The 21,673-nt window shown below is 60.8% G+C and carries 18 protein-coding genes and 1 pseudogene; 12 read left to right on the plus strand and 7 right to left on the minus strand.

From position 1 onward, the window contains the following. The 6 genes from yihA to A3736_RS02135 form a co-directional block, all read right to left on the minus strand. Positions 1 to 369, minus strand: a 369-nt coding sequence (yihA, locus tag A3736_RS02115; protein WP_067678638.1) for a ribosome biogenesis GTP-binding protein YihA/YsxC, incomplete at its 3' end; no start/stop codon positions are given. Continuing rightward, positions 366 to 2,135, minus strand: a complete 1,770-nt coding sequence (yidC, locus tag A3736_RS02120) for a membrane protein insertase YidC (RefSeq protein ID WP_233999182.1) — start codon at positions 2,133 to 2,135, stop codon at positions 366 to 368. The genes yidC and yihA, both read right to left, overlap by 4 nt. Positions 2,136 to 2,231: 96 nt before the next feature. Continuing rightward, positions 2,232 to 2,441, minus strand: coding sequence for a membrane protein insertion efficiency factor YidD (yidD, locus tag A3736_RS16560; protein ID WP_082851260.1), 210 nt, complete (start codon positions 2,439 to 2,441; stop codon positions 2,232 to 2,234). Beyond that, positions 2,438 to 2,845, minus strand: coding sequence for a ribonuclease P protein component (rnpA, locus tag A3736_RS02125; RefSeq protein WP_067678619.1), 408 nt, complete (start codon positions 2,843 to 2,845; stop codon positions 2,438 to 2,440). Before rnpA ends, yidD begins: the two co-directional genes overlap by 4 nt. Positions 2,846 to 3,124: 279 nt before the next feature. Further along, positions 3,125 to 3,259 (minus strand): 50S ribosomal protein L34, encoded by a 135-nt coding sequence (gene rpmH / locus A3736_RS02130; RefSeq protein ID WP_067678623.1) that lies wholly within the window; start codon positions 3,257 to 3,259, stop codon positions 3,125 to 3,127. A 132-nt stretch (positions 3,260 to 3,391) separates the two neighbouring features. Beyond that, entirely contained in the window at positions 3,392 to 4,285 is an 894-nt protein-coding gene (locus A3736_RS02135; RefSeq protein ID WP_067678626.1) for a hypothetical protein, read from the minus strand. A gap of 166 nt (positions 4,286 to 4,451) precedes the next feature. Between A3736_RS02135 and A3736_RS02140 the strand changes: the two are divergent. After that, positions 4,452 to 5,321 (plus strand): annotated as a pseudogene (locus A3736_RS02140) (YifB family Mg chelatase-like AAA ATPase); the annotation flags it as partial. 453 nt (positions 5,322 to 5,774) lie between these two features. Here A3736_RS02140 and A3736_RS02145 read toward each other — a convergent pair. Beyond that, positions 5,775 to 7,126 (minus strand): IS3 family transposase gene (locus A3736_RS02145; RefSeq protein ID WP_155806041.1). Its coding sequence is split into 2 segments (ribosomal slippage): positions 5,775 to 6,788 and positions 6,791 to 7,126, totalling 1,350 coding nucleotides; the frame shifts between segments, so codons are not numbered across the junction. 230 nt (positions 7,127 to 7,356) lie between these two features. Here A3736_RS02145 and A3736_RS02160 point away from each other — a divergent pair. The 11 genes from A3736_RS02160 (at position 7,357) to A3736_RS02205 (ending at position 21,646) form a co-directional block, all read left to right on the plus strand. Continuing rightward, entirely contained in the window at positions 7,357 to 8,376 is a 1,020-nt protein-coding gene (locus A3736_RS02160; RefSeq protein WP_231679524.1) for a TonB-dependent receptor, read from the plus strand. 16 nt (positions 8,377 to 8,392) lie between these two features. Continuing rightward, positions 8,393 to 9,184, plus strand: coding sequence for a cyclase family protein (locus A3736_RS02165; protein WP_011415055.1), 792 nt, complete (start codon positions 8,393 to 8,395; stop codon positions 9,182 to 9,184). A 13-nt stretch (positions 9,185 to 9,197) separates the two neighbouring features. Continuing rightward, positions 9,198 to 10,127 carry a 3-keto-5-aminohexanoate cleavage protein gene (locus A3736_RS02170; protein WP_011415056.1) on the plus strand — a complete coding sequence of 310 codons (930 nt, stop codon included), beginning with the start codon at positions 9,198 to 9,200 and terminating at the stop codon, positions 10,125 to 10,127. Between the two features lie 609 nt (positions 10,128 to 10,736). Next, positions 10,737 to 13,280 carry a TonB-dependent receptor gene (locus tag A3736_RS02175; protein WP_011415057.1) on the plus strand — a complete coding sequence of 848 codons (2,544 nt, stop codon included), beginning with the start codon at positions 10,737 to 10,739 and terminating at the stop codon, positions 13,278 to 13,280. A gap of 85 nt (positions 13,281 to 13,365) precedes the next feature. Continuing rightward, a complete protein-coding gene (locus A3736_RS16905; RefSeq protein WP_011415058.1) occupies positions 13,366 to 13,509 on the plus strand; it encodes a hypothetical protein in 144 nt (47 codons plus the stop codon). A gap of 1 nt (position 13,510) precedes the next feature. Beyond that, the gene (locus A3736_RS02180) at positions 13,511 to 14,935 is read left to right on the plus strand and encodes an aldehyde dehydrogenase family protein (RefSeq protein WP_067678632.1); all 1,425 of its coding nucleotides are present in this window, start codon (positions 13,511 to 13,513) and stop codon (positions 14,933 to 14,935) included. A 76-nt stretch (positions 14,936 to 15,011) separates the two neighbouring features. After that, positions 15,012 to 16,646 carry a GMC family oxidoreductase gene (locus A3736_RS02185; protein WP_082851261.1) on the plus strand — a complete coding sequence of 545 codons (1,635 nt, stop codon included), beginning with the start codon at positions 15,012 to 15,014 and terminating at the stop codon, positions 16,644 to 16,646. 129 nt (positions 16,647 to 16,775) lie between these two features. Continuing rightward, entirely contained in the window at positions 16,776 to 18,320 is a 1,545-nt protein-coding gene (locus tag A3736_RS02190) for a class I adenylate-forming enzyme family protein (RefSeq protein WP_026108915.1), read from the plus strand. Positions 18,321 to 18,386: 66 nt separating this feature from the next. Then, positions 18,387 to 19,181: an enoyl-CoA hydratase/isomerase family protein gene (locus tag A3736_RS02195; RefSeq protein ID WP_054525391.1), complete on the plus strand. Its 795-nt coding sequence runs from the start codon at positions 18,387 to 18,389 to the stop codon at positions 19,179 to 19,181. A gap of 43 nt (positions 19,182 to 19,224) precedes the next feature. Beyond that, entirely contained in the window at positions 19,225 to 20,463 is a 1,239-nt protein-coding gene (locus A3736_RS02200) for a thiolase family protein (protein ID WP_011415063.1), read from the plus strand. Between the two features lie 37 nt (positions 20,464 to 20,500). Continuing rightward, positions 20,501 to 21,646 carry an acyl-CoA dehydrogenase family protein gene (locus A3736_RS02205; protein WP_011415064.1) on the plus strand — a complete coding sequence of 382 codons (1,146 nt, stop codon included), beginning with the start codon at positions 20,501 to 20,503 and terminating at the stop codon, positions 21,644 to 21,646. Positions 21,647 to 21,673: the final 27 nt, after the last annotated feature.

The raw sequence follows: 21,673 nt of genomic DNA on the forward strand, positions 1-21,673 counted from the left end.
TCCGCGCAGATAGGTGCGGACCAGCTTGCGCCATTTCTCGACCACCGCGACCGGGGCCTTGGCAAAACCGTAGCCGGGCATGTCGACGAGGCGAAACAGCGTCGGCTCGCCCACTTCGAAGAAGTTCAGCTCCTGCGTGCGGCCCGGCGTCACCGAGGTACGCGCGATCGCGCGGCGGCCGGTCAAAGCGTTCAGCAGCGAGCTCTTGCCCACATTGGAGCGCCCGCAAAAGGCGATTTCCGGCACGTCCGGATCGGGCAGGAATTTGAGCTGCGGCGCGGAGAGGAGGAAATCCACCCGACCGGAAAACAGCTTTCCCGCCCGCTTTACCAGGGCCGCCTGTTCGGCCTGTTCCGCTTCGCTCGTCACCCGTTCGCCTTGGCGGCGGCAGCCGCTTCCTTCTCGGCCTTTTCCTTTTCCGCCGCCGCGCGCAGCTGCGGGTGCTTGGAATAGAGATATTTCTGCTGCGCCAGCGTCAGGATATTGCTGGTGTTCCAGTAAAGCAGCAGGCCGGCGGCAAAGGGCGCCATCACGAACATCAGAATCCACGGCATGATCGAGAAAATCTGCTGCTGAACCGGGTCCATCGCACTGGGGTTCATCTTGAAGGTGAGCCACATGGTGAAACCGAGCAGCAGGGCCAGCACCCCGATGCCGAAGATGATCATCAGGAAGCCGGGCACCTCGATGCCGAGAGCCGCCAGTCCGTTGGCGAGGTTCCACGGATCGGGCGCGGAGAGATCGTGGACCCACAGGAACTTCTCGTGCCGCATTTCGATCGCGAGGATGAGCACTTTATAGAGCGCGAAGAAGATCGGAATTTGAAGGATCAAGGGCAGGCAGCCGGCGAGCGGATTGACGCCTTCGTCCTTGAACAGCTTCTGGATCTCCTGCTGCTGCTTCGTCCGGTCGTCCTTATATTTTTCCTGCACCGCCTTCATCTTGGGCTGAATCGCCTTCATCGCGGCCATGGAGGAAAACTGCTTCTGCGCGACCGGGAACATCAACCCGCGCACGACCACCGTCAGAAGAATGATCGCGACGCCGAAATTGCCGACCAGCCCATTGAAGGTTTTGAGCAGCCACAAAAGCGGCTTTTCGAACCAGCGGAACCAGCCCCAGTCGATCGCGAGGCCGAACTGCGCGATGCCCGCGTCCTGATAGGCGTCGAGCACCGAGCTTTCCTTGGCGCCCGCGAACAGGCGCGTGGTACTGGAGGTCTGCTGGCCCGCGCCGACCGTCATCGGATCATGGATCAGATCGGCGCGGAACAGGTCGTTGCCGAGGCTGCGGAAATCGGCGCGGAACTCCGCCGTCTGGACCGGGACCAGAGCAGAGAGCCAGTAAATATCCGTAAAGCCGAGCCACGCCGCGCGCCCCGGCGCGGCCACGGTGCCCGCTTCGGCGACGTCGTCGTAATCATTGTCGTAATCCGCCGATCCGTCGAACACGCCGATCGGGCCGGAATGCGCGATCCACATATCCTGCGTCGCGGTCTCGCTCGTCCGCGCGATATAGGAGAAGGGCTGAACCACCGCCGCGCCCGCGCCCGCATTGCCGACGGTCTGCTGCGCGGTGATCATGTATTCATCGTCGATCGACAGTTCGATTCGATAGCGCAGGCCATCTTCGCCGGTGCGCGTCAGCACGACCGGGCTGTCGGGCGAGAGCACGTCGCCATCGGCCTGCCAGGTCGCACCCATTCCGGCGCGCTGACCGTTGGCGAGGAAGCCGAATTCGGCCCATTGCTGGGTCTCGGTCCCCTCGGGCGAGAACAGGCGAACGTAGTCGGACCCCGGCTCGGTCGTTTCGCGATAATGCGTGAGCACCAGATCGTCGATCCGGGCGCCTTCCAGATTGATCGAGCCCTGCACGCTCGGCGCATCGATCCGCACTCGATTGCCGCCGCGCAAGGCGGTCGCGAGATCGACCGGGCGCGCCACCGGCCCCGTGCCGACAGTGCCGCCATCGGCGACCGCAGCGTTTTCTGCGGGCGTATCCGCCTTTTCCGCCTGCTGGACCTCGACCGGCTGCGGATACAGCCAGCCCATGGCAGCGTCCCAGCCGAACAGCAGCAGCGCCGAAAGGACTACTGCCAGGATCAGGTTGCGCGAATTGTTCAAGATCGATCCCATCCGTCGATTTGCCTGCCGGGAGAGATGGGGGCCGGCAGGTGTATTGGCAAGGTATATCAGTCCGAGAAAACGAAAGCCCCGGGCCTAGCGAGCCGGTCAGGGAACCGGATCGTGGCCGTGGCCGCCCCACGGGTGGCAGCGCAGTATACGCTTCGTCGCCAGCCATCCACCCCTGATTGCACCGTGTTTGCTGAGCGCTTGCACAGCGTATTCGCTGCACGACGGGGAGTAGCGGCAGGTAGGTGGCAGGATGCGGCTAGGCCCCCATTGCCAGGCGCGCGCGATCCAGATCAGCGGATATTTCATGCCAAGGCCTTGGCGGGCCGCCCGCCCTTGCGCCGCGGGCCGCGATGCGAAGGCCGCCGCCGGTCCCCCTTGCCCGCAGCGGCGCGCGCCAGCGCTTCGTCGAGCTCGGCCGACAGCGCTGTAAAATCGCGCTCGATCCCGCCGTCACGCCCGATGAGGACATGATCGTGATCGGCGAGACCGCGTTCCGGCAAGGCCGCGCGCAGTAATTCGCGGAAGCGCCGCTTCATCCGGTTGCGGACCACGGCATTGCCGACCTTCTTGGTCACCGTGATCCCGAATCGCTTACCCCGCCCTCCATTGGGGTGGGCCAGCAGCACAAAGCCGGGCCGCGCCACGCGCAATCCGCGATTCGCGGCCAGAAAGTCGGCGCGCTTGCGGATGGTGGAGGGCGGAGCGGGCATTTCGTGAGGATAGCTTGGAGCGAAGGGAGAGTCTTTGGGTTTTGCTAACCCGCCTGCGCGGGTTAGTCCTCGGCGCTGATCCTCCGCTTCGCTTCGGGCGACTGCGAGCGCGCTTGCGACCGGCTAGTCACCGGTCGGGATCGGTCACCGGCCACCATCTCGCTCGCGGCTGACACGCGCACGAAAACGGGCTCCATGGGGAGCCCGCAAGGCCGATTGGCCGCTATCGACGCCGTCGGGCGCGAAGGTAATGCACCCGCCGAAGCGGGCGCTTCTGGATTACGCGCAGAGGTTCTTGCGGCCGCGCTTGCGGCGAGCGCGCAGGACCTTGCGGCCACCGGGAGTCGCCTTGCGGGCGAAGAAGCCGTGGCGACGGGCGCGTACAAGGTTCGAAGGCTGGAAAGTCCGCTTCATCGGATCGTCCTTAAAAAAATCGGGTTCGAGGCGCGGATATGCCGCGCCAACAAAAAGGGCCGCCCGTCGAGGCGACCGCTGACAGGAGGCGCGCTTAGAATAGCCGCGCCCCTCCGTCAAGCCTCTAACAGATCACGACACTTCGAGCGAGAGGTAGGCAATCCGCGGGTTTTGCACGCGCGGTTGCGGAGCCGAAGCCCGCTCGACCGGGGCGCGATAACCGACCCAGTCGCGCATTTCTGCCGCGCGCATCCACCGCGCACGATGGTGGGGCACCGAATTGGTCATCGCATAGAAGGCACGCGCCTGCCGATCGTCCATGCCCATTTCGCGATAATAGTCGAGATAGGTGCGATTCTGCGGCGCATCCATGGCGAAATCGTCCGCCTCGCGACCGTATTCGTCGCGCCAGCTATGGACGGCGAATTCCGCCCCATTGTCGATGCGGCGCTCGACGCCCGCCAGGAACAGTTCCACCGCGCCCGAACGGACCGAGCCGTTGGCAGGCACCACGGTCGACAGGCCCGCGCGCCGGATCATGCGCCCCAATTCCAGATTGGCACGATCGTCCAGCGTCCCCGGGCATTCGACCATTTCCAAGCGAGCCAGACCTGGATGATCGCGCAGCAAACGCGCGAACTGCGCGGGGCTGCGCGAATCGGTCTCGCCCAACAACATGACTGTCTGGCCATCGACCACACGGAAGGGGCCGTATTCGACCGCACCATAGCTCGGCCGCACTCGGTGCGATTCGACGAAACGCTGAGTGTGCGGCTGGGGCGCAGAAGCGCGCACGCTCTGCGCGGGGCGCCAGACTGGCAGATCGGCTGGCTCGGCGGCGTAAAGCAGTGGCTGTCCGGCCAGCGGCACGTTGGGCCGAGCATAGGCGATCCGGGGCTGCAAGGTTTCCTGCACTACCGGCTGGCCGGGAAGGTAGATCATGCCGAGCGATTGAGCCGCGGCGGGCGAGGCGCCGATGAAAGTGGCGGCGAGAGCGGCGAGGGCAAAGGGAGCGGAGCGGGTCATGCATCCGGTATCGCCGCGCCGACTTGCGAAGCTCCCAATGTCTGTCCCTAACGGCCCTTTCATAGAGGTTTCAAAGCATTAGGTCACGACGTGCATGGCCTCTCGACAGGGCGCGCATATCGCCGCACAACGGTGGTTAACGAAAACGGAAAATCGAGGGGCACCTTTGGTCGCATTAATCCGCACGGTGGCCTATCTCGGCCTGGAGGCGCGCGCCGTGGAGGTGCAGTGCCAGGTCGCGCCCGGTCTGCCGCGCTTCGCGGTGGTGGGCTTGCCGGACAAGGCCGTGGGCGAAAGCCGCGAGAGGGTGCAGGCCGCGCTGTCCGCGATGGGGCTGGCGCTGCCGCCCAAACGGATCACGGTGAACCTGTCGCCAGCCGATCTGCCCAAGGAAGGATCGCATTACGATCTGCCGATCGCGCTGGCGCTGCTCGCGGCGATGGGTGTTACCGATGCCGAGCAGCTGACCGAATATATCGCAGTCGGGGAACTCGCACTCGATGCGCGGATCGTGCCCTCGCCCGGCGTGCTTCTCGCCGCGATCCATGCGAGCGAGCAGGAATGCGGCCTGATCTGTCCGCGCGCCCAAGGGGCCGAAGCCAAATGGGCAAGCGAGGTTCCGGTCATCGCCGCGCCCGATCTTGCCAGCCTGTTAAATCATCTGAAGGGCACGCAAAGACTACCCGATCCGAAGCCCGGCGAGATCGAGGCAAACGCACCGGGGCCGGATTTGAAACGCGTCAAAGGCCAGGAAACCGCCAAGCGCGCGTTGGAAATCGCGGCGGCGGGTGGACACAATCTTTTAATGATCGGGCCGCCGGGTACAGGCAAATCGCTTCTGGCAAGTTGTCTGCCCGGTATTCTGCCCGACCTCTCGCCTGCCGAGGCGCTGGAAGTCAGCATGGTCCAGTCAGTCGCGGGCACGCTCGAAGAAGGCCGGATCAGCCGTGCGCGCCCGTTTCGCGCACCGCATCATTCGGCGAGCATGGCGGCGCTGACCGGCGGCGGCCTGAAAGTGAAGCTGTCAAAAGCCTCGGAAAACGGGATTCCGCGCCACATAGAGCGAGATTCTCATTTCGTGTGACCGGCGGCAAGCTCAATAAGTTTCGTAAAGCAATAACTTACCGAGCTTGCGCGCTCCGACCGACATTTTTTTGCCAACCAAGCATACCGCGAATTTTCGGATAGCCACAGTGGATGAGCGGGAAAGGAGAAATCTGCACAATTACTGGGTTGGCTGCCTGGTTCTGCCAGTGCTCGTTTATGCGATCGTGCGGCTACTAATTCACCAAGCAAGCTAGCCGCAGGTCGCGACCGAGCGAGGCGATCAACAGACTGACCTCCATCAAACCTCAGCTACAGCGAATTCGGGCGAGCCTGCCCAGGTAAGCTCCCAAGTCGCTCCTTGTCGGATGTGTCCGTCGTCAGAACATTTGGCACAACTCGCGGCGTAGGTTTGCGGAGTGCGGGCCTCGTCTGAGGTTTGATGCTAGGCGGCGAGCCTGCGGTGTTGCAAGCGCCGATGTTCGAGTGTCTTTCGCTTGATCCTTTCTCTTCGTTTGATGATGGCAGGAGCCCTGCCGAAGTAGGTATCGGCAGGTGTCACATTGTCGAGGCTCTCGTGGTATCGGCAGTGGTTGTAATGCTCGACGAAGGCCTCGATCTGCTGGTGGAGATCGCCGGGCAGGAAGTAGTTCTCTAGCAGCACGCGGTTCTTCAGGGTCTGGTGCCAGCGCTCGATCTTGCCTTGGGTTTGCGGATGGAAGGGGGCGCCCCGCACATGGCTCATCTGGTTCGCTTCGATGTATTCGGCCAGTTCTCCGGCGATGTAGCTGGGGCCGTTGTCGCTGAGAAGGCGGGGCCTGTGCAGCACGTTGGCGTGGTCGCAGCCTGAGGCTGCCAGCGCCATGTCCAGCGTCTCGGTGACGTCCTCGGCCCGCATGGTGGTGCAGAGCTTCCATGCAATGATGTAGCGCGAGTAATCATCGAGCACGGTCGATAGATAGACCCAGCCCCATCCGATGATCTTGAAGTAGGTAAAGTCGGTCTGCCACATCTCGTTGGGGCGGGAGGTTTGTGTGTGGAACGCATCTGCCGCCTTGATCACGGTGTAGGCCGGGCTGGTGATCAGATCATGAGCCCTGAGCAGCCGGTAAACCGTGGCTTCCGACACGAAGTAGCGCCGCTCGTCGGTGAAGCGCACCGCCAGCTCGCGCGGGGACAGATCGGTCTGCTCCAGCGCCATCTCGACGATCTGGTCCTGGATATCCTCGCCGATGCGGTTCCACACCCGGCTCGGCGCTGAAGGGCGGTCCTGGAGCGCCTCCGGCCCGCCTTCGAGGTAACGGTCATACCAGCGGTAGAAGGTTCGCCGTGCCACACCGAGTTGGTCCAGCGTGCGTTTGGCGGGCAGATGCGACTGCTCGACGATCCGGATGATCTCGAGCTTCTCGGATGCGGGATACCTCATTCGTCGTCTCCCCCATCCGCGATCATGCTTTTTTTGAGCAGGCGGTTTTCCAGGGTGAGGTCGGCCACGCATTCCTTGAGATCGCGAGCTTCTCGCCGCAGGTCCTTGACCTCGTCCGTGGTCGCAGCACGGGCGGTATCGCCAGCTAGCCTTCGCTTGCCAGCCTCCATGAACTCCTTCGACCAGGTGTAATACAGGCTCTGCGCAATGCCCTCGCGGCGGCACAGCTCGGCAATGGAGTCATCGCCGCGCAGGCCACCCAGGACGATCCTGATCTTGTCCTCAGCAGAGAAATGCCGGCGGGTCTTGCGGCGAATGTCTTTTACCACCTGCTCGGCAGGCGATTTGGACCTTGAGGATTTGGGCTTCATCTTCGTTCCTTCGTCACTACGACGAAGCCCAAATCCTCCTTAAATCACAACCTCAAATCTGTGCCATAGGCGCTGACGGGAGACAGCCAGAATCTTCCTTTTAGTTTTATTTCCACGAAAATGACGCCGGCGCGATCATCATTCCCTACAATGATATTGGCTTCGGCGGTCCCGGCGTCATCCGCCAGGGCTATTATGCCGGCGGGCGTCTCGAGACTGATGCCGGCGCCATCTTCGGGCAAGCGACCTACAATCTGACCCCGGAGATTCACCTCGTCGTCGGTGGCCGTTACAGCATCGAGCGAAAAGGCATTTCCGAACAGCTTCAGTTCGACCTCGCGCGACCCTATTCGCCCGCCAATCCCGTCGCGCCGCTCGCCCAGTGCGGAGCCGATATCCCATCGGTCCCGACCTGCCAACCGCACAAGACCTTCCGATCCTTCACGCCGAAAGTGGCGCTCGAGTATCAAATCACGCCCGACGCTTTGCTCTACGCCTCGGTTTCGCGAGGCTTCAAAAGCGGCACCTACAATGTCGGCGGCGTGCAGCCGCCCGTGAAGCCGGAGAAGGTCACGGCCTATGAAGGGGGCCTGAAATCGGAATTCCTCGATCGGCGGCTCCGCATAAATCTTGCCGGCTTTTATTATGATTACAAGGATCTCCAGGTCGGCAAGGTGGTCAACGCGTCACTCGCGCTGGAGAATGCGGCGACAGCGACGATCTACGGTGCCGAGCTCGAGTTGCGCGCGCGCCCCACGCCCGACTTAGAACTGGGTCTGACCGGCTCCTATCTCAACGCCAAGTTCGACAGTTTCATCAGTATCGATCCCGCGCGACCCGGAGGTGACGGGCGCACCGTCGACCCGGCGACCGGCGCACCGGCTTTCAACAACGCCGGCAACCGCCTGCCGCAAGCCCCCAAATGGACGGTCGACGCCATGGCACAATATACCGTGCGCTCGGACCATGGATCCTTTGCCCTTCGCGGAGAGGTCTTGTGGGTCGATAAGGTCTATTTCAGTGCCTTCAACGTTCCGCAGGTGTCGCAGCCGGCAAAGACCAAGCTCAATGCCTCGCTGATCTACACCGATCCGGGCGATCGCTGGAGCGTGACCGTCTACGGCAAGAATCTCGCCAACAAGACGTACATCTCAAACGCCTTTGTCAGCTCCAGCATCGTGGGATTTGGCGTCAACGGCTTCCTCGAGGAGCCGCGAACCTATGGCGTGACCATCGGGTATAAGTTCTAGCCGGGAATATATTCTCATGATCACGATTCCCACCGCCGAGTCCATCATCGACATTTCGATGCCCATCGAGAATGATATCGTATCGGATCCGGCGGCCTTTCGTCCACGGGTCCGATATTTCGGGCACGATGATACACGAGAACAGATGCTGGCCTTCTTCCCCGGAATGACGGCCAGCGACCTGCCCGATGGCGAGGCCTGGGCGATCGAGCATGTCGAGCTGATCACGCACAACGGCACGCATCTCGACGCACCTTACCATTTTCATTCGACGATGGATGGGGGCAAGCGGGCGATCACGATCGACGAGGTTCCGCTCCACTGGTGCTGCCAACCAGGCGTCAAGCTCGATTTCCGGCATTTCCCCGATGGCTATGTGGTGACCGCCGAGGATGTTCGGGCTGAACTCGATCGGATCGGCGTCAAGCTCAGCCCGCTGACCATCGTGGTCATCAACACGCGGGCCGGTTCGGCCTACGGCACGGATGACTATGTCAACGCGGGGTGTGGAATGGGCCGCGAAGCCACGCTTCACCTGCTTGAGCGCGGTGTCCGGGTGACAGGGACCGATGCATGGTCATGGGACGCGCCGTTCACTTACACGGCGCAGAAATATGCCGAAACCGGGAATGCCGACCTGATCTGGGAGGGGCACAAAGCGGGTCGGGAAATCGGCTATTGCCATCTGGAGAAGCTGCATAATCTCGAAGCGCTTCCATCCTCCGGATTCACCGTGATGTGTTTCCCGACCAAGATCAAAGGCGCTTCGGCAGGCTGGACCCGCGCGGTCGCCGTCCTCGACGATTGAATGGAGTCTGGCCATGAGCAACAAGGTCATCATCAGCTGCGCGGTGACGGGATCGGCGCACACGCCGACGATGTCGGACGCGCTCCCGGTCACGCCCGAGGAGATCGCCGAGCAGTCGATCGCCGCCGCCGAAGCGGGCGCGGCGATCCTGCATCTCCATGCCCGCATCCCCGAGGACGGTAGGCCGACCGGCGATCCCGAGGTCTATGCCCGCTTCCTGCCCGTGATCCGGCAGCGCACCGACGCCGTCATCAACATCACGACGGGCGGTGCGGCCACCATGCCGGTCGCCGAGCGCCTCGCCGCCTCTGCGCGTTTCAAGCCCGAGCTTTGCTCGCTCAACATGGGCTCGCTCAATTTCGCCTTCTTCCCCGCCGCGAAGCGCATCGCCGACTGGAAATACGCGTGGGAGAAGGACTATGTCACCGGCTCCGACGACTATATCTTCCGCAACACCTTCCGCGATATCGAGACGATCCTCACGACGATGGCGGAGGCGGGTACCAAATTTGAGCATGAATGCTATGACGTCGGCCATCTCTACAATCTCGCCCATTTCGTCGATCGCGGCCTGGTGAAGCCACCCTTCTTCGTCCAGATGATCTTCGGCATATTGGGCGGCATCGGTGCCGATCTCGAAAATCTTCATTATATGAAGGAAACCGCCGATCGCCTCTTCGGACGCGGCAATTACCGCTGGTCGGTGCTCGCCGCGGGTAGGCACCAGATGCCCTTTCTGACGCAGGCGGCGTTGCTCGGCGGCTATGTCCGCGTCGGGCTCGAGGACAGCCTTTTCATCGAACGCGGCGTCCTTGCGGCTTCGAATGCCCAGCAGGTCGAGAAGATCAAGCGCATCCTCGCCGAAATGGGTCACGAACCCGCGAGCCCCGCCGAAGCGAGGGAAATCCTCGGTCTCAAGGGCAGTGACCGCGTCGCCTTCTGAGCCGTGCACAGGAAGCAAGCGAATGAGGGCTTCGGTCATCGACCGATTCGGCCGTCCAGACACGGCCCTTTGGCGTGCCTGAGAATCCGTATCGCCAGATGAATTCGTACCTCATCTTCATGATCCAACAACGGCACAATGCACAGCCCGTATACGCGGATGTCGACGGGGCTGCTTTCAAGGCGCGCTGTCGCCGCTCACGGCGACAGAGATGGTGCATTCACGGTCACCCGAATAGCTGATTTCCTTTGCTACTCGGCAAGGGAAAACCGTTGGCACCGCCGATTACACCGATACACCGTTTGGAAAAGCTGGATTGGAACGCCTCGCGCGCGCGCATCCGTCCCGCTGGGCGCGCTCAGCGTGACTATTCCAATGAAGTGTATGGGGTCATTTGCTCCGCCACGAGACGTCGCCGGTGCAGGCTCAACAATCCTCAATCAATGAGTGGAAGGAATAGTTCGCCAACAAATTGAATTGGACGATGAGCCCCAAGGCGCGGCAAATGGCGCCAAATCAAAAAATGCCGTGGGGAGGACAGTCATGGTCACAGCCTTTAGGACAAATTTGCTTTGTGCCACCGCGCTATCGATCGCGTGTGCGCTTGCAGTGCCGGCACATGCCCAGGACGCTGCATCGCAGGGCGAAAAGCCCGAGGCGCAGGAAGGTGACCTTGAGACAATCGTCGTCACGGCGCAGAAGCGCGAACAGAATTTGCAGGATGTTCCGGCCGCCGTTTCCGCCATAGGCGGCGAGACGCTGCGCACGCGCGGCATCACGGAGACCTCAGACTTGATGGGCGCGATCCCCAGCCTGCAAGTCACCACTCCCTATGGTCGCACCCAACCGAATTTCTCGCTGCGCGGGATTTCAGTGGCGAACGAATTTTCCGCCTCCACTGCGTCGCCGGTTGGCGTCTATGTCGATGAAGTCTATCAGAGCTTCCGGGCGAGCCATGGCCTGCAACTCTATGACATCGACCGGGTCGAGGTACTGCGCGGACCGCAAGGAACACTCTACGGTCGCAACACCACGGGTGGCGCGATCAGCTTCTTCACGCGCAAGCCGGATCTGGGAGAGGCCAATGGCTATCTGACCGCCGGCTATGCCAATTACGACACTTTCACGGTGCAGGGCGCCGCTGAAGCGACGCTGGTTCCCGACATCTTGGGCGTCCGCGTCGCCGGTACTTTTGCAAAAGGGGATGGTTGGCAGCGCAATGTACTGCCTGGGAATGAGCGCGACCTAGGGACCACCGATACGATCGGCGGTCGCATCTCGATCCGCTTCCGGCCCGATCCCGATCTCGACATCAATTTGAAGCTCTATGCCGCGAAGGACGATCCATGGGGCACCGCGCCCTATGCAGGTGGTCAACTCGCGGGCGGGCAGGATGCGCTCGGCTATTCGCGTTACGATCCGCAACCTTTCCTAGGCGGGCGGTTGCTGCGTGACAATGAGGTCGCAGTTGATCGGGTAGGTAAGAACATCAGCAAGTCGAAAGGGATAGCCCTCAACATCAAATGGGATGTCAGCGACCAATTCTCCGTCACCTCGATTACCGGCTACGACACCGGCGACTATATCAACAATCCTGATGATTGCGATGGCGGCCCAGCCGATCTCTGCTCGATCGGCCTCACGTCGACGAGCAAGAATTTCAACCAGGATCTGCGTTTCAGCTATTCGAACGACCGCCTCGATATCATTGCCGGCCTTTATTATGGCAGGGACAAGGTCAAGACGGTCAACTACCCGGACTTTTTCGGGGCGCTGAGGCCGCTGCTGCTTGGCGCCGGTCTTCCGGGCAGCTACAATAACGCCGCAATCGGAACGCCCGACGCGATCCGCTATATCCCAGCCTTTGCCGCCAATCCGGCGTTGGGGCCTGGCGATGCCGGATTCTGCGACGCGATCGAGATCAATCCCAACGGCTTCCTTGATGCACGCTCGCTGATTGCACTCCAGACCGACATCGCGATCAATAATACGGGCAATGGCGGCATGGGGGGTAGCTTTTCGGCGGGCTGCGCCGGGGCAGGCGCGCCTCCGTTCACCCCGATCCTCGGCGAACAGCGTTTTGACGTGTCGCGCCCCTCGAAGGCGATCTACGGCGACGTAACCTGGAAAACGACCGAGCGGCTGACCGTGGCGGTGGGTGCACGCTACACCCAGGATAAGGTCAATTACCTTAACGGCAGCACTTTCCTCTATGCGCTCGACGGTACGACGCCGGTTGTCAACCTGATCCCCTACAGCAATCCATACAACCCCAATCTCGCGCCGCTTGAGCAGCGCGAAAAGGCAAACAGGCTAACCGGCCGTATCAATGTCAGCTATGAGTTCGCCGATGATATCATGGGCTATCTCCAGTACAGTCGCGGTTACCGCAGCGGCAGCTTCAACGGGCTTGCCTATCAGGGCGTCAATCAAGTCTATTATATCCAGCCTGAAAAGGTGAATGCATATGAGGCGGGGCTCAAAACCCGGCTGTTCGATCGCCGCGTCCAACTTAACCTCGCGGGCTTCTACTACGAGTATTCGAATCACCAAGTAACGCAGGCGGTTGGCGCTACAACCTTCACGCGCAGCGCCAATGGTCGCCTGTTCGGTGGCGAGGCCGAACTCGCCTGGCAGGTGGCCGATACGTTGCGTTTCGATGCTTCGCTGGGCTATCTCAACAGCAAGTACAAAGGCAATGTGATCGATCCGGCAAACCCGGCAAGCCCGACATTGAACGTCAACGGCAATCCCTTCCCGAACGCGCCGGAGGTTACGTTCCAGGCCGGATTCGACTGGGATATGATCGATGACGGCACCAACAAGCTGACCTTGCGCGGTGATGCGTCCTACATGGGCAAGTACTATTTTGATCCGTTCAAGAATTATGGGCAGACACCGTGCGATACACCCCCAGCGGGATCGAACATAACGCTCGCGGGTAAGGCGATTACATGCGCAAATCCGGGCTACTGGCTCGCCAATGCGCGATTAACCTATGCGCACGACAATATGTCGGTTAGCTTGTGGGCGAAGAATCTGTTCGACAAATATTACTACACCTACGGCCTCAACCTCAACGTGTTCGGCTACGATTATCTGAACCGCGGCATGCCGCGCACTTATGGCGTCGAAGCGACAGTCAAGTTCTGATCGCTGCTGCGACGGGGGCGGCGGGCATCCTCTCCCGCCCGCTGCCCCCGATTTTTCGACCTGACTTTCAGACCGAGGAGTATCCATGATGCGTTCCACCGGCAACGGTCCCTCATTCATCGGCACGGCGTACAGAATCGAGCGCGCTGCGATCACTGAGATCGGCGCAGCTGAAAGCACCGCCCAGGCGAGCAGCGCCGAGCGGCCGGCGCGCCTCCGGACGATTTAACGTGGATGCGTCTTGGAACAGAACTGAGCTGGAACGAATTTTCGCGACCCAACGCGAAGGGACGCGTGAGCAGGTTTCGCGCAGCTACGAAGAACGCATGGACCTGCTCGGGCGCCTTGGCCGGATATTTGAGCAGCACAGAGACGAATTGGTCGATGCCGTTGCCGCCGATTTCGGCATTCGATCCCGCTACGAGACTATCCTGCTCGACCTGATGCTTGGCATATCGGAAATTAAATTTGCGCGCCGCAATCTGAAGACGTGGCTGAGGCCGCGGCGGGTGAAGACTGACATCTTCGGCCTTCCCGGTTCATCGCGCCTGGTCCCCCAGCCCCTAGGTGTGGTGGGCGTTCTCGGCACGTGGAACTATCCGCTCGGCACCATATTCGTTGGCGCGGCCGGTGCATTGGCGGCCGGCAACCGCGTGATCGCAAAGCCGAGCGAAGTTTCCGCCAACGCCGCCGAAGCCAGCGAGCGGCTTGTGCGCCGGTATTTCGCCGAAGAGGAATTCGCGATTGTCCAGGGCGGGCCCGACATGGCACAGGCGATGACGGCCCTACCTTTCGACCATATTCTCTTCACCGGTTCACCCGCGGTTGGCCGCAAAGTCTATGAAGCGGCGGCTGCCAACCTTACACCTGTTACTCTGGAACTTGGCGGCAAATGCCCTGCCATCGTGGGCAAGGGTGCATCGCTTGCACAAGTCTGTGAAAGCTTAGTGTTCGGCAAGCTGCTCAACGCCGGCCAGACCTGCATCGCCGCTGACTATGCCTTCGTCCATGTCGATCAGATGGAAAGCTTCGTCGCCGCACTCCGCGCTCAGGTTGCCAAATGCTACCCCAACGCGGCAAGCAACCCCGATTTCACCAGTATCATCAATGACCGACAGTTCGCGCGGCTCCAAGGTTTGCTCGATGATGCCGAAGCCAAGGGCGCGACGGTGCTCAACCTCTCGGACAACGGCGATGGAACGCTTCCTGAACGGCATCGGATCGTGCCGTTGGCGGTTCTCGACGTTACCGATGACATGGCGATGATGCAGGAGGAGATTTTCGGACCGATCCTGCCGATCATGCCATATCGCTCCGAAGACGATCTCATTCGCTACGTAAACCGGCATGAGCGCCCGCTGGCGCTCTATTATTTTGGCGACGAAAGTGAGGAACGGCGCAAGATCATTTCCGAAACGCACGCTGGCGGCGTGACTCTCAACGGCACGGTCATGCACGTCTTCCAGCGCCGGCTGCCTTTCGGTGGCATCGGACAGAGCGGCATCGGTGCCTATACCGGCGTCGCCAGTTTCGAGCGCTTCACTCATTACAAGCCGGTGTTCTCTCAGCCGAAACTCAGCCTGCTTGGTCAACTTCTGCCACCCTATTCGAGCAAGACCGAAGGACTACTCAACATCTTCGAAAAGATCCTCTGACGTGGCTGCGGCGGTTGATGCTGGCATGTTGCATGACGCCGGGTCGCCAGCATGGGTCGAATGACAAGGGAAGCAAATGGCTGACTATGTAATTATTGGAGGTGGGTCGTCGGGCGGCGTTACCGCCAGCCGGTTGTCCGAGGACCCCGATGTCACCGTTTGCCTGCTCGAGGCAGGCGGCCCAGGCACCTCGCCGCTTGTGTCCACGCCCGGCGCTTTTGCGGCGCTGATCCAAGACTATCGGATCAATACGCTCAACTGGCGGTTCAACACCGACCCTTCAAAGGCGCTCAACGACCGCCGCCTCTACAATCCGCGCGGGAAGATGCTGGGTGGATCGAGCGGTATGAACGGGATGGTCTATATCCGCGGCGACCGGTCGGATTTCGACCACTGGGCCGAACTCGGCAACGACGGCTGGGGTTACAACGATGTCCTGCCCTATTTCCGCAAGGCTGAGAATAATGAGCGCGGTGAGGATGAGTTTCACGGCTCGTCGGGACCGCTTCACGTATCCAACGGCAAGCGCGAATTCGATGTCTATGATGCTTTCATCGAGGCGGCGACTGGACTGGACCATCAAGCCAATCCGGACTTCAATGGGGCCAGCCAGGAAGGTGTCGGCATCTATCAGTTTACCGTGAAGGACGGGAAGCGCGCCAGCGTGAAGGCGTGTTACCTTGATCCGGTGATGGGCAGGCGCGGCAACCTCCGCGTCGAAGTACATGCCCGCGTCCATCGTATCAGGTTTGAGGGCAACCGCGCGGTGGCAGTCGAGTATTCCCAGGACGGGCAGTTGAAGACGATCCCGTGCGAAAAGGAAGTCATTGTCAGCGGCGGCGCCTATAATTCGCCCCAACTGTTGATGCTTTCCGGTATCGGACCGCGTGATGAGTTGGAGAAGCATGGAATCGAAGTGATTCATGATATTCCCGGTGTCGGCCAGAATCTTCACGACCATCCTGACCTGATGCTGGTCTACCAGTCGAAGAAGCGGCTCGGGATCGCACTCAATGTCGTTGGCGCGATCAAGACCGTGCGAGACCTATTCCAGTATCTCACGCAAAGGAAAAGCTGGCTGGCATCGCCGCCCACGGCTGCAGGCGGTTTCTTGCGATCCGCGCCGGGGCAGAACCGGGCGGATTGCCAGGTCCATGTCGTGCCGCTCGCCTATCGCGACCATGCGCGCGACTACAAGCTGATGACGAAATGGGGCTATACGATCATTCTCAATATTGGGCGCCCAAAGAGCCGCGGCTGGGTTGCCTTACATGACTCAAACCCCGAATCCGATCCCAAGATGGACCTCAATCTCTTGAGTCATCCCGACGACCTCAAGACGTTGCGCAATGCCTTCCGTGTCGTGCAGGAGATCCTGCATTCGGATCGCATGAAGGCGATGATGAAACGGCCTCTCTATCCTGACCGCTACCTTGAAACTGATGAAGAGATCGACGCCTATATCCGGGCAGAAGCCAATCATGCTTATCATCCGGTGGGAACATGCAAGATGGGCACCGACGAGATGGCGGTGGTCGACAACCGCCTGCGCGTTCACGGCCTCGCAAATATCCGCGTGGCCGATGCCTCGATCATGCCATCAGTCGTCAACGGCAACACCAATGCAACCTGCATCATGATCGGCGAGAAAGCCGCCGACATGATCCGGCACGATAATATGAGCAGCAAGAATAGCATCGCAGAATATTGAATTGGACGATTGGATCAATGCTGCAGACACAGATGCTTACGAAAAGAAGTCCGGAGAGGCCTATCGCATGTCAGTTTATTATGTGTCGACTGCGCCATTGTGGGCGAGCGCCTTAGAGGAGCGCGGCTGATGGACGTCCGTACGCAAATACGTCGCGCCGCACGTTATTTCGCCCAGCAAGAGGCTCTCGTTCACGGCCACAGGCGGTTGACTTTCTCGGAAGCCTGGTTGCGCGGCGTGAAGCTCGCAAATGCTCTTGCGGAGTGCGGCCTTCAACCGGGTGACCGGATTGCTACGCTGGAGAAGAACTCCATCGAGGCCGCCGACATCATACTGGCGGCTGCCATTGGAAACTATACGCGTGTTCCTCTCTATGCGCGCAACCGATGTGAAGCGCACGCCCATATGATCGCGAGTACCGGATCTCGGTTGGCGCTGGTCGATGAGGCATTGGCTTCGGAGTTGGCGGGGCTGGATGCCCAAGCTCCGACGCTTGAGCGGATCATTATCCGCGATCACAACTATGAGAATTGGTTGGCGACAGCCTCGGACCGGGATCCCGATCCCGTCGTCGCGCCGGAGGACTATTGTGTCATCCGCCACACCGGCGGCACGACGGGCAAACCCAAGGGCGTTGCCTATCGGCACCGTTCATGGATGACGATCTCCGCCGCATTTTTCAGCATCGGCCCCCAAGTGGCTCCAGGGGATGCCATTCTGCATGTCGGCCCGTTGTCCCATGCATCGGGCTTCCTGTTCGTGCCGGCCTGGTATTGCGGCGCCCGCAACGTGATGATGGACGGCTTCGATCCAGCGTCCTTTCTTGACACTCTCGAGCAGGAACGGATCAGCCATGCCTTTGTAGCCCCCACCATGCTCAATGCCATAGTGCATCACGACGGGGCATATGGCCGCCACTTTCCGAATTTGAAGTTTCTGCTGAGTGCTTCAGCGCCGATCTCCGAGCCGACGCTTCGCAAGTCGTGCCAGATATTCGGGAATCATGTTCTTCATTCGGGCTATGGACAGACCGAAATCCTGCCCATCGCGTCTATGGGGCCCAACGAGTGGTTCGGCGAATTTGAAGGTTCTGCCCCAATTCGGGCGGTCGGACGTCCCATGAGCGGCGCCGATATCGAAATCCGTAACGAGGACGGAAAGGTGCTGGGACCAAACGAGCCCGGCGAGATCGTCGCACGGTTCGAAAATGGCCAGATGGAGGAATTCTGGAACGATCCGGAGGAAACCGCCCGGCGCATGGAAGATGGCTGGGTCAAAACCGGCGATGTCGGCATGATCGACACAAACGGATTTTTGTATCTGCTCGATCGCAACAACGACATGATCGTGTCAGGCGGCTTCAATATCTATCCCACCGAAATCGAAAACGTAATTGCCGACCATCCCGGTGTACTCGAGGTCGCGGTCTTTGGCGTGCCCCATGAAAAATGGGGTGAAACGCCGCTTGCAATGGTGCGTGTCAAGCCCGGAGCACAAATCACGGAGACCGAGATAATAGATTTGGTGCGCCAGCGTCTGGGCTCCGCAAAAAAGCCAAGCAAGGTCGTTTTTACCGCCGAGCCACTGCCGTTGAGCAATGTCGGAAAGGTGCTTCGTTCAAAGCTTCGAGAGCCCTATTGGGCGGGCCAGGACCGGCGCATTTCGGGGGCATGACCGACGCAGCCATCCTAGCCACATCCTCTATTCCGGTGACCGCCTGCCGGCGCGCGGGAGACTGCAATGGATTATGAATACATCCTGGTTGAGCAACGCGGCCCAGCGCTTTGGGTGACCCTCAACCGGCCGGCAGCGTTGAACAGTCTGTCGTTGGCTTTGGCCGAGGAACTAGCCGCAGCGATCGAGGCAGCGGAAGCAGATGCGACGGTGCGCGCTTGCATTCTTACCGGCGCCGGACGGGCGTTTTGCGCTGGCGCGGATCTGCTCGCAATTGGCGATGGAACAGGCGGACAAACTCTCGCCGAACGCTTAAATCTGTTTCTGCCGCGGCTCGGTCAGGCTTTTAACAGGATCGAGACGTCGCGCCTTCCGATAATTGCGGCGGTCAACGGCCTTACGCTCGCCGGCGGCTTGGAACTGGTGTTGTGCTGTGATCTCGTCATTGCCGCGCACCCGGCCAGATTTGGCGACGCCCATGCAAATTACGGCCTGTTGCCCGGCGGTGGAGGGTCGGTTCGACTCCCTAGGAAGATCGGCGAAGCGCGTGCGAAACATCTGATGATGACCGGCGGGACCATCTCGGCTGCCGAGATGAAGGAAGCCGGACTCGTGACCCAACTGGTTGCTCCCGAGGATCTCATTGCGGCAGCGCAAGCGCTGGTAGAATCTCTTGCAGAAAAGAGCCGGCCAGGGCTCGCCTACATGAAGCAGCTAGTCCGCGCTGCGCAGGATAGCTCGCTCGAAGTCGGGCTGCGTCAGGAACTCGAAGCCATGGCTGCTTACGCCTTGTCCAACGACATTGTCGAAGGACTGGCGGCATTCCGGGAGAAGCGGAAGCCCGATTTTTCCGACCGGTGAGACCTGATCGGATGCGGAACACATTGGAAGAATGGATCAACGAATGACCGACATATTCGTCATGGGGGTTGGGATGACCCCGTTCGGAAAACAGTTCGACAAGAGCCTGAAAATGCTCTGCGCCGAAGCTTCGTCGCAGGCCTTTTCCGACGCAGGATGCACCGCCGGCGATGTCGAAGCCATCTTCTTCGGCAATTGCGTCCAGGGGCATATGGAGGGCCAGGACATGATCCGCGGCGAAATCGTGGCGCGAGCGATGGGCATCTCAAGCGTTCCCGTGGTGAATGTCGAAAACGCATGTGCGACGGCTTCCACGGCCTTGCACATGGCCGCCGCCTATGTTCGATCGGGGGCAGCGGATGTCGTACTCGCGCTCGGCGCGGAGAAGATGTACTCGCCCGACAAGGCGCTCATGTTCAGTGCATTCGATGGCGCTTGGGACGTGCATGAAACCGAGTCGGGCCGCGCGCAGCTGCTGGCCATGGGCAATGGCGTCGATGTTCCGGAAGGAACGACATCGAGTCAGCCTTACAGCGTTTTCATGGATGTATACGCCGCGATGGCACGCGCGCACATGAAGACCTACGGCTCGACGCAAGCGCAAATCGCGGCCGTCTCGGCGAAAAATCACATGCATTCGACGCGCAATCTGCTTGCCCAGTATCGCCTCCCATATACCGTCGAAAGTGTACTCGCTGCGCCTCCGATCGTTTACCCGTTCACACTGCCGATGTGCTCTCCGATCAGCGACGGCGCCGCCGCTGCGATCATCTGCAGCGAAGCCGGTCGGCGCAAACTGTCGGCAGCCCCGGACAGGGCGCTAAGAATCCTGGCGTCTGTGCTGCAAACCGGCGCCGCGCGCGATCCCTTTGATTATGACCACCATGTCAGCCGCCTTGCGGCGAACCGGGCCTATGCGATGGCCGGCGTGGGGCCAGAAGATATTGGCGTCGCGGAGGTGCATGACGCCACGGCGGTTGGCGAGATCATTGAAATCGAGGCGCTCGGCCTGACGCCGCCTGGCGAGGGCGGACTCGCGGCAGAGCGCGGTGAGACGGCGCTGGGTGGGCGTATTCCGGTAAACACGTCGGGCGGGCTTGAATGCAAGGGACATCCGATCGGCGCCACCGGGCTCGGCCAAATCTACGAGCTTGCGCTGCAATTGCGCGGCGAGGCGGAAGATCGACAGGTTCCGAATGCCCGGTTCGCGATCGCGCAGAACGGCGGAGGTGTCATCGGGGTGGAAGAGGCGGTGGTCGCCGTCACGATCCTGGGCCGGTAGTTGTCAGAGCGCGCCTAGGGAAACACGGGGTCACGATATGAACTTTGAGCTGTCCGATGAACAACGCATGGCGGTGGAAACCGTCCGCCGCTTTCTCGACAACAAGCTTGAGCCGGAAATCCGCCGGCATGGGGAGCGGTTCATCCCCAAACCGCTCATGAAGGAATGGACTCAAGCACTGACCGGCTATGGCCATATTACCGCACCGCATCAGGAGCAATGGGGCGGGCTTGATATGGGATGGCTCACTCATCTGCTCATTTTCGAGGAGATCGCCTATTCCTCGCTCGATGTGGCCATACCCGGCTTCATCAACGCGGTTGGCGCAGAACTCATCCGCCGCTTCGCCCCGGAGACGATCAAGCAACGCTATCTTGCCGACCTCGTCGCGGCCGAGAAGTTCGTTTCGCTCGGCATCTCGGAGCCCGATGTCGGCTCGGACGTCGCCGCCATCAAGACACGCGCCGTACGAGACGGCGATTTCTGGGTCATCAATGGCGAAAAGACCTGGATCACCAACGGAGCCTACTCGGACATCTTCATCTGTACGTGCAAGACTGGCGAAAATGAAGTCACTCACATCCTGGTCGATCGTGACGAGAGTGAGTATGAGGTGCGCGATATCCAGAAGATGGCGCTCAACGGCCAATCGACTGCACAGATATTCCTGACCGAATGCCGCGTACCGGTGGCAAACACGATCGGCCGGGTCGGCGATGGATTGCGCAATACGTTGCAAGTGTTCGAGATTGCCCGCTGCCATATGGCGATGTGGAGTATCGGCATCGCACGGCGAGCAATGGATGAGGCGATCGCGTACGCTCGCGATCGCGCGCAGCATGGCAAGAAGATCGCCGGCCATCAGCTGATCGCCGACAAGATCGCCATCATGGCGACCAAGATCGACGCAGCCCGTCTGTTGACGCACCGGGCAATATCCCTCGTCCAGGCGGGCACGCGCGCAGAGACGGAATGCTCGATGGCCAAGTGGTACGCCACCGAAATGGCGATCGAAGCGACGCGCGATGCGCTTCAGATCCATGGCGGCAACGGCGTCACCCGCGAATTCATCGTCGAGCGGCTGGTGCGTGAGGCGATCATTTGCCCCATCCCCGATGGCACGACGGAGATTCAAAAGCTTGTTGTTTCGCGCGCCCTGACCGGCATTCAAGCCTTTCGGTAAGGCTCAGACGAAAACGACAGCGTCGAC

It is taken from the genome of Erythrobacter sp. HI0063 (genome assembly GCF_001635685.1).
In the GTDB taxonomy this organism is placed as follows: domain Bacteria; phylum Pseudomonadota; class Alphaproteobacteria; order Sphingomonadales; family Sphingomonadaceae; genus Qipengyuania.

Coding starts and splice junctions, on each gene's coding strand:
- yidC (WP_233999182.1), bottom strand. CDS start 2,135: ATGGGATCGATCTTGAACAATTCGCGCAACCTGATCCTGGCAGTAGTC.
- yidD (WP_082851260.1), bottom strand. CDS start 2,441: ATGAAATATCCGCTGATCTGGATCGCGCGCGCCTGGCAATGGGGGCCT.
- rnpA (WP_067678619.1), bottom strand. CDS start 2,845: ATGCCCGCTCCGCCCTCCACCATCCGCAAGCGCGCCGACTTTCTGGCC.
- rpmH (WP_067678623.1), bottom strand. CDS start 3,259: ATGAAGCGGACTTTCCAGCCTTCGAACCTTGTACGCGCCCGTCGCCAC.
- A3736_RS02135 (WP_067678626.1), bottom strand. CDS start 4,285: ATGACCCGCTCCGCTCCCTTTGCCCTCGCCGCTCTCGCCGCCACTTTC.
- A3736_RS02165 (WP_011415055.1), top strand. CDS start 8,393: ATGATCACGATTCCCACCGCCGAGTCCATCATCGACATTTCGATGCCC.
- A3736_RS02170 (WP_011415056.1), top strand. CDS start 9,198: ATGAGCAACAAGGTCATCATCAGCTGCGCGGTGACGGGATCGGCGCAC.
- A3736_RS16905 (WP_011415058.1), top strand. CDS start 13,366: ATGATGCGTTCCACCGGCAACGGTCCCTCATTCATCGGCACGGCGTAC.
- A3736_RS02185 (WP_082851261.1), top strand. CDS start 15,012: ATGGCTGACTATGTAATTATTGGAGGTGGGTCGTCGGGCGGCGTTACC.
- A3736_RS02190 (WP_026108915.1), top strand. CDS start 16,776: ATGGACGTCCGTACGCAAATACGTCGCGCCGCACGTTATTTCGCCCAG.
- A3736_RS02195 (WP_054525391.1), top strand. CDS start 18,387: ATGGATTATGAATACATCCTGGTTGAGCAACGCGGCCCAGCGCTTTGG.
- A3736_RS02200 (WP_011415063.1), top strand. CDS start 19,225: ATGACCGACATATTCGTCATGGGGGTTGGGATGACCCCGTTCGGAAAA.
- A3736_RS02205 (WP_011415064.1), top strand. CDS start 20,501: ATGAACTTTGAGCTGTCCGATGAACAACGCATGGCGGTGGAAACCGTC.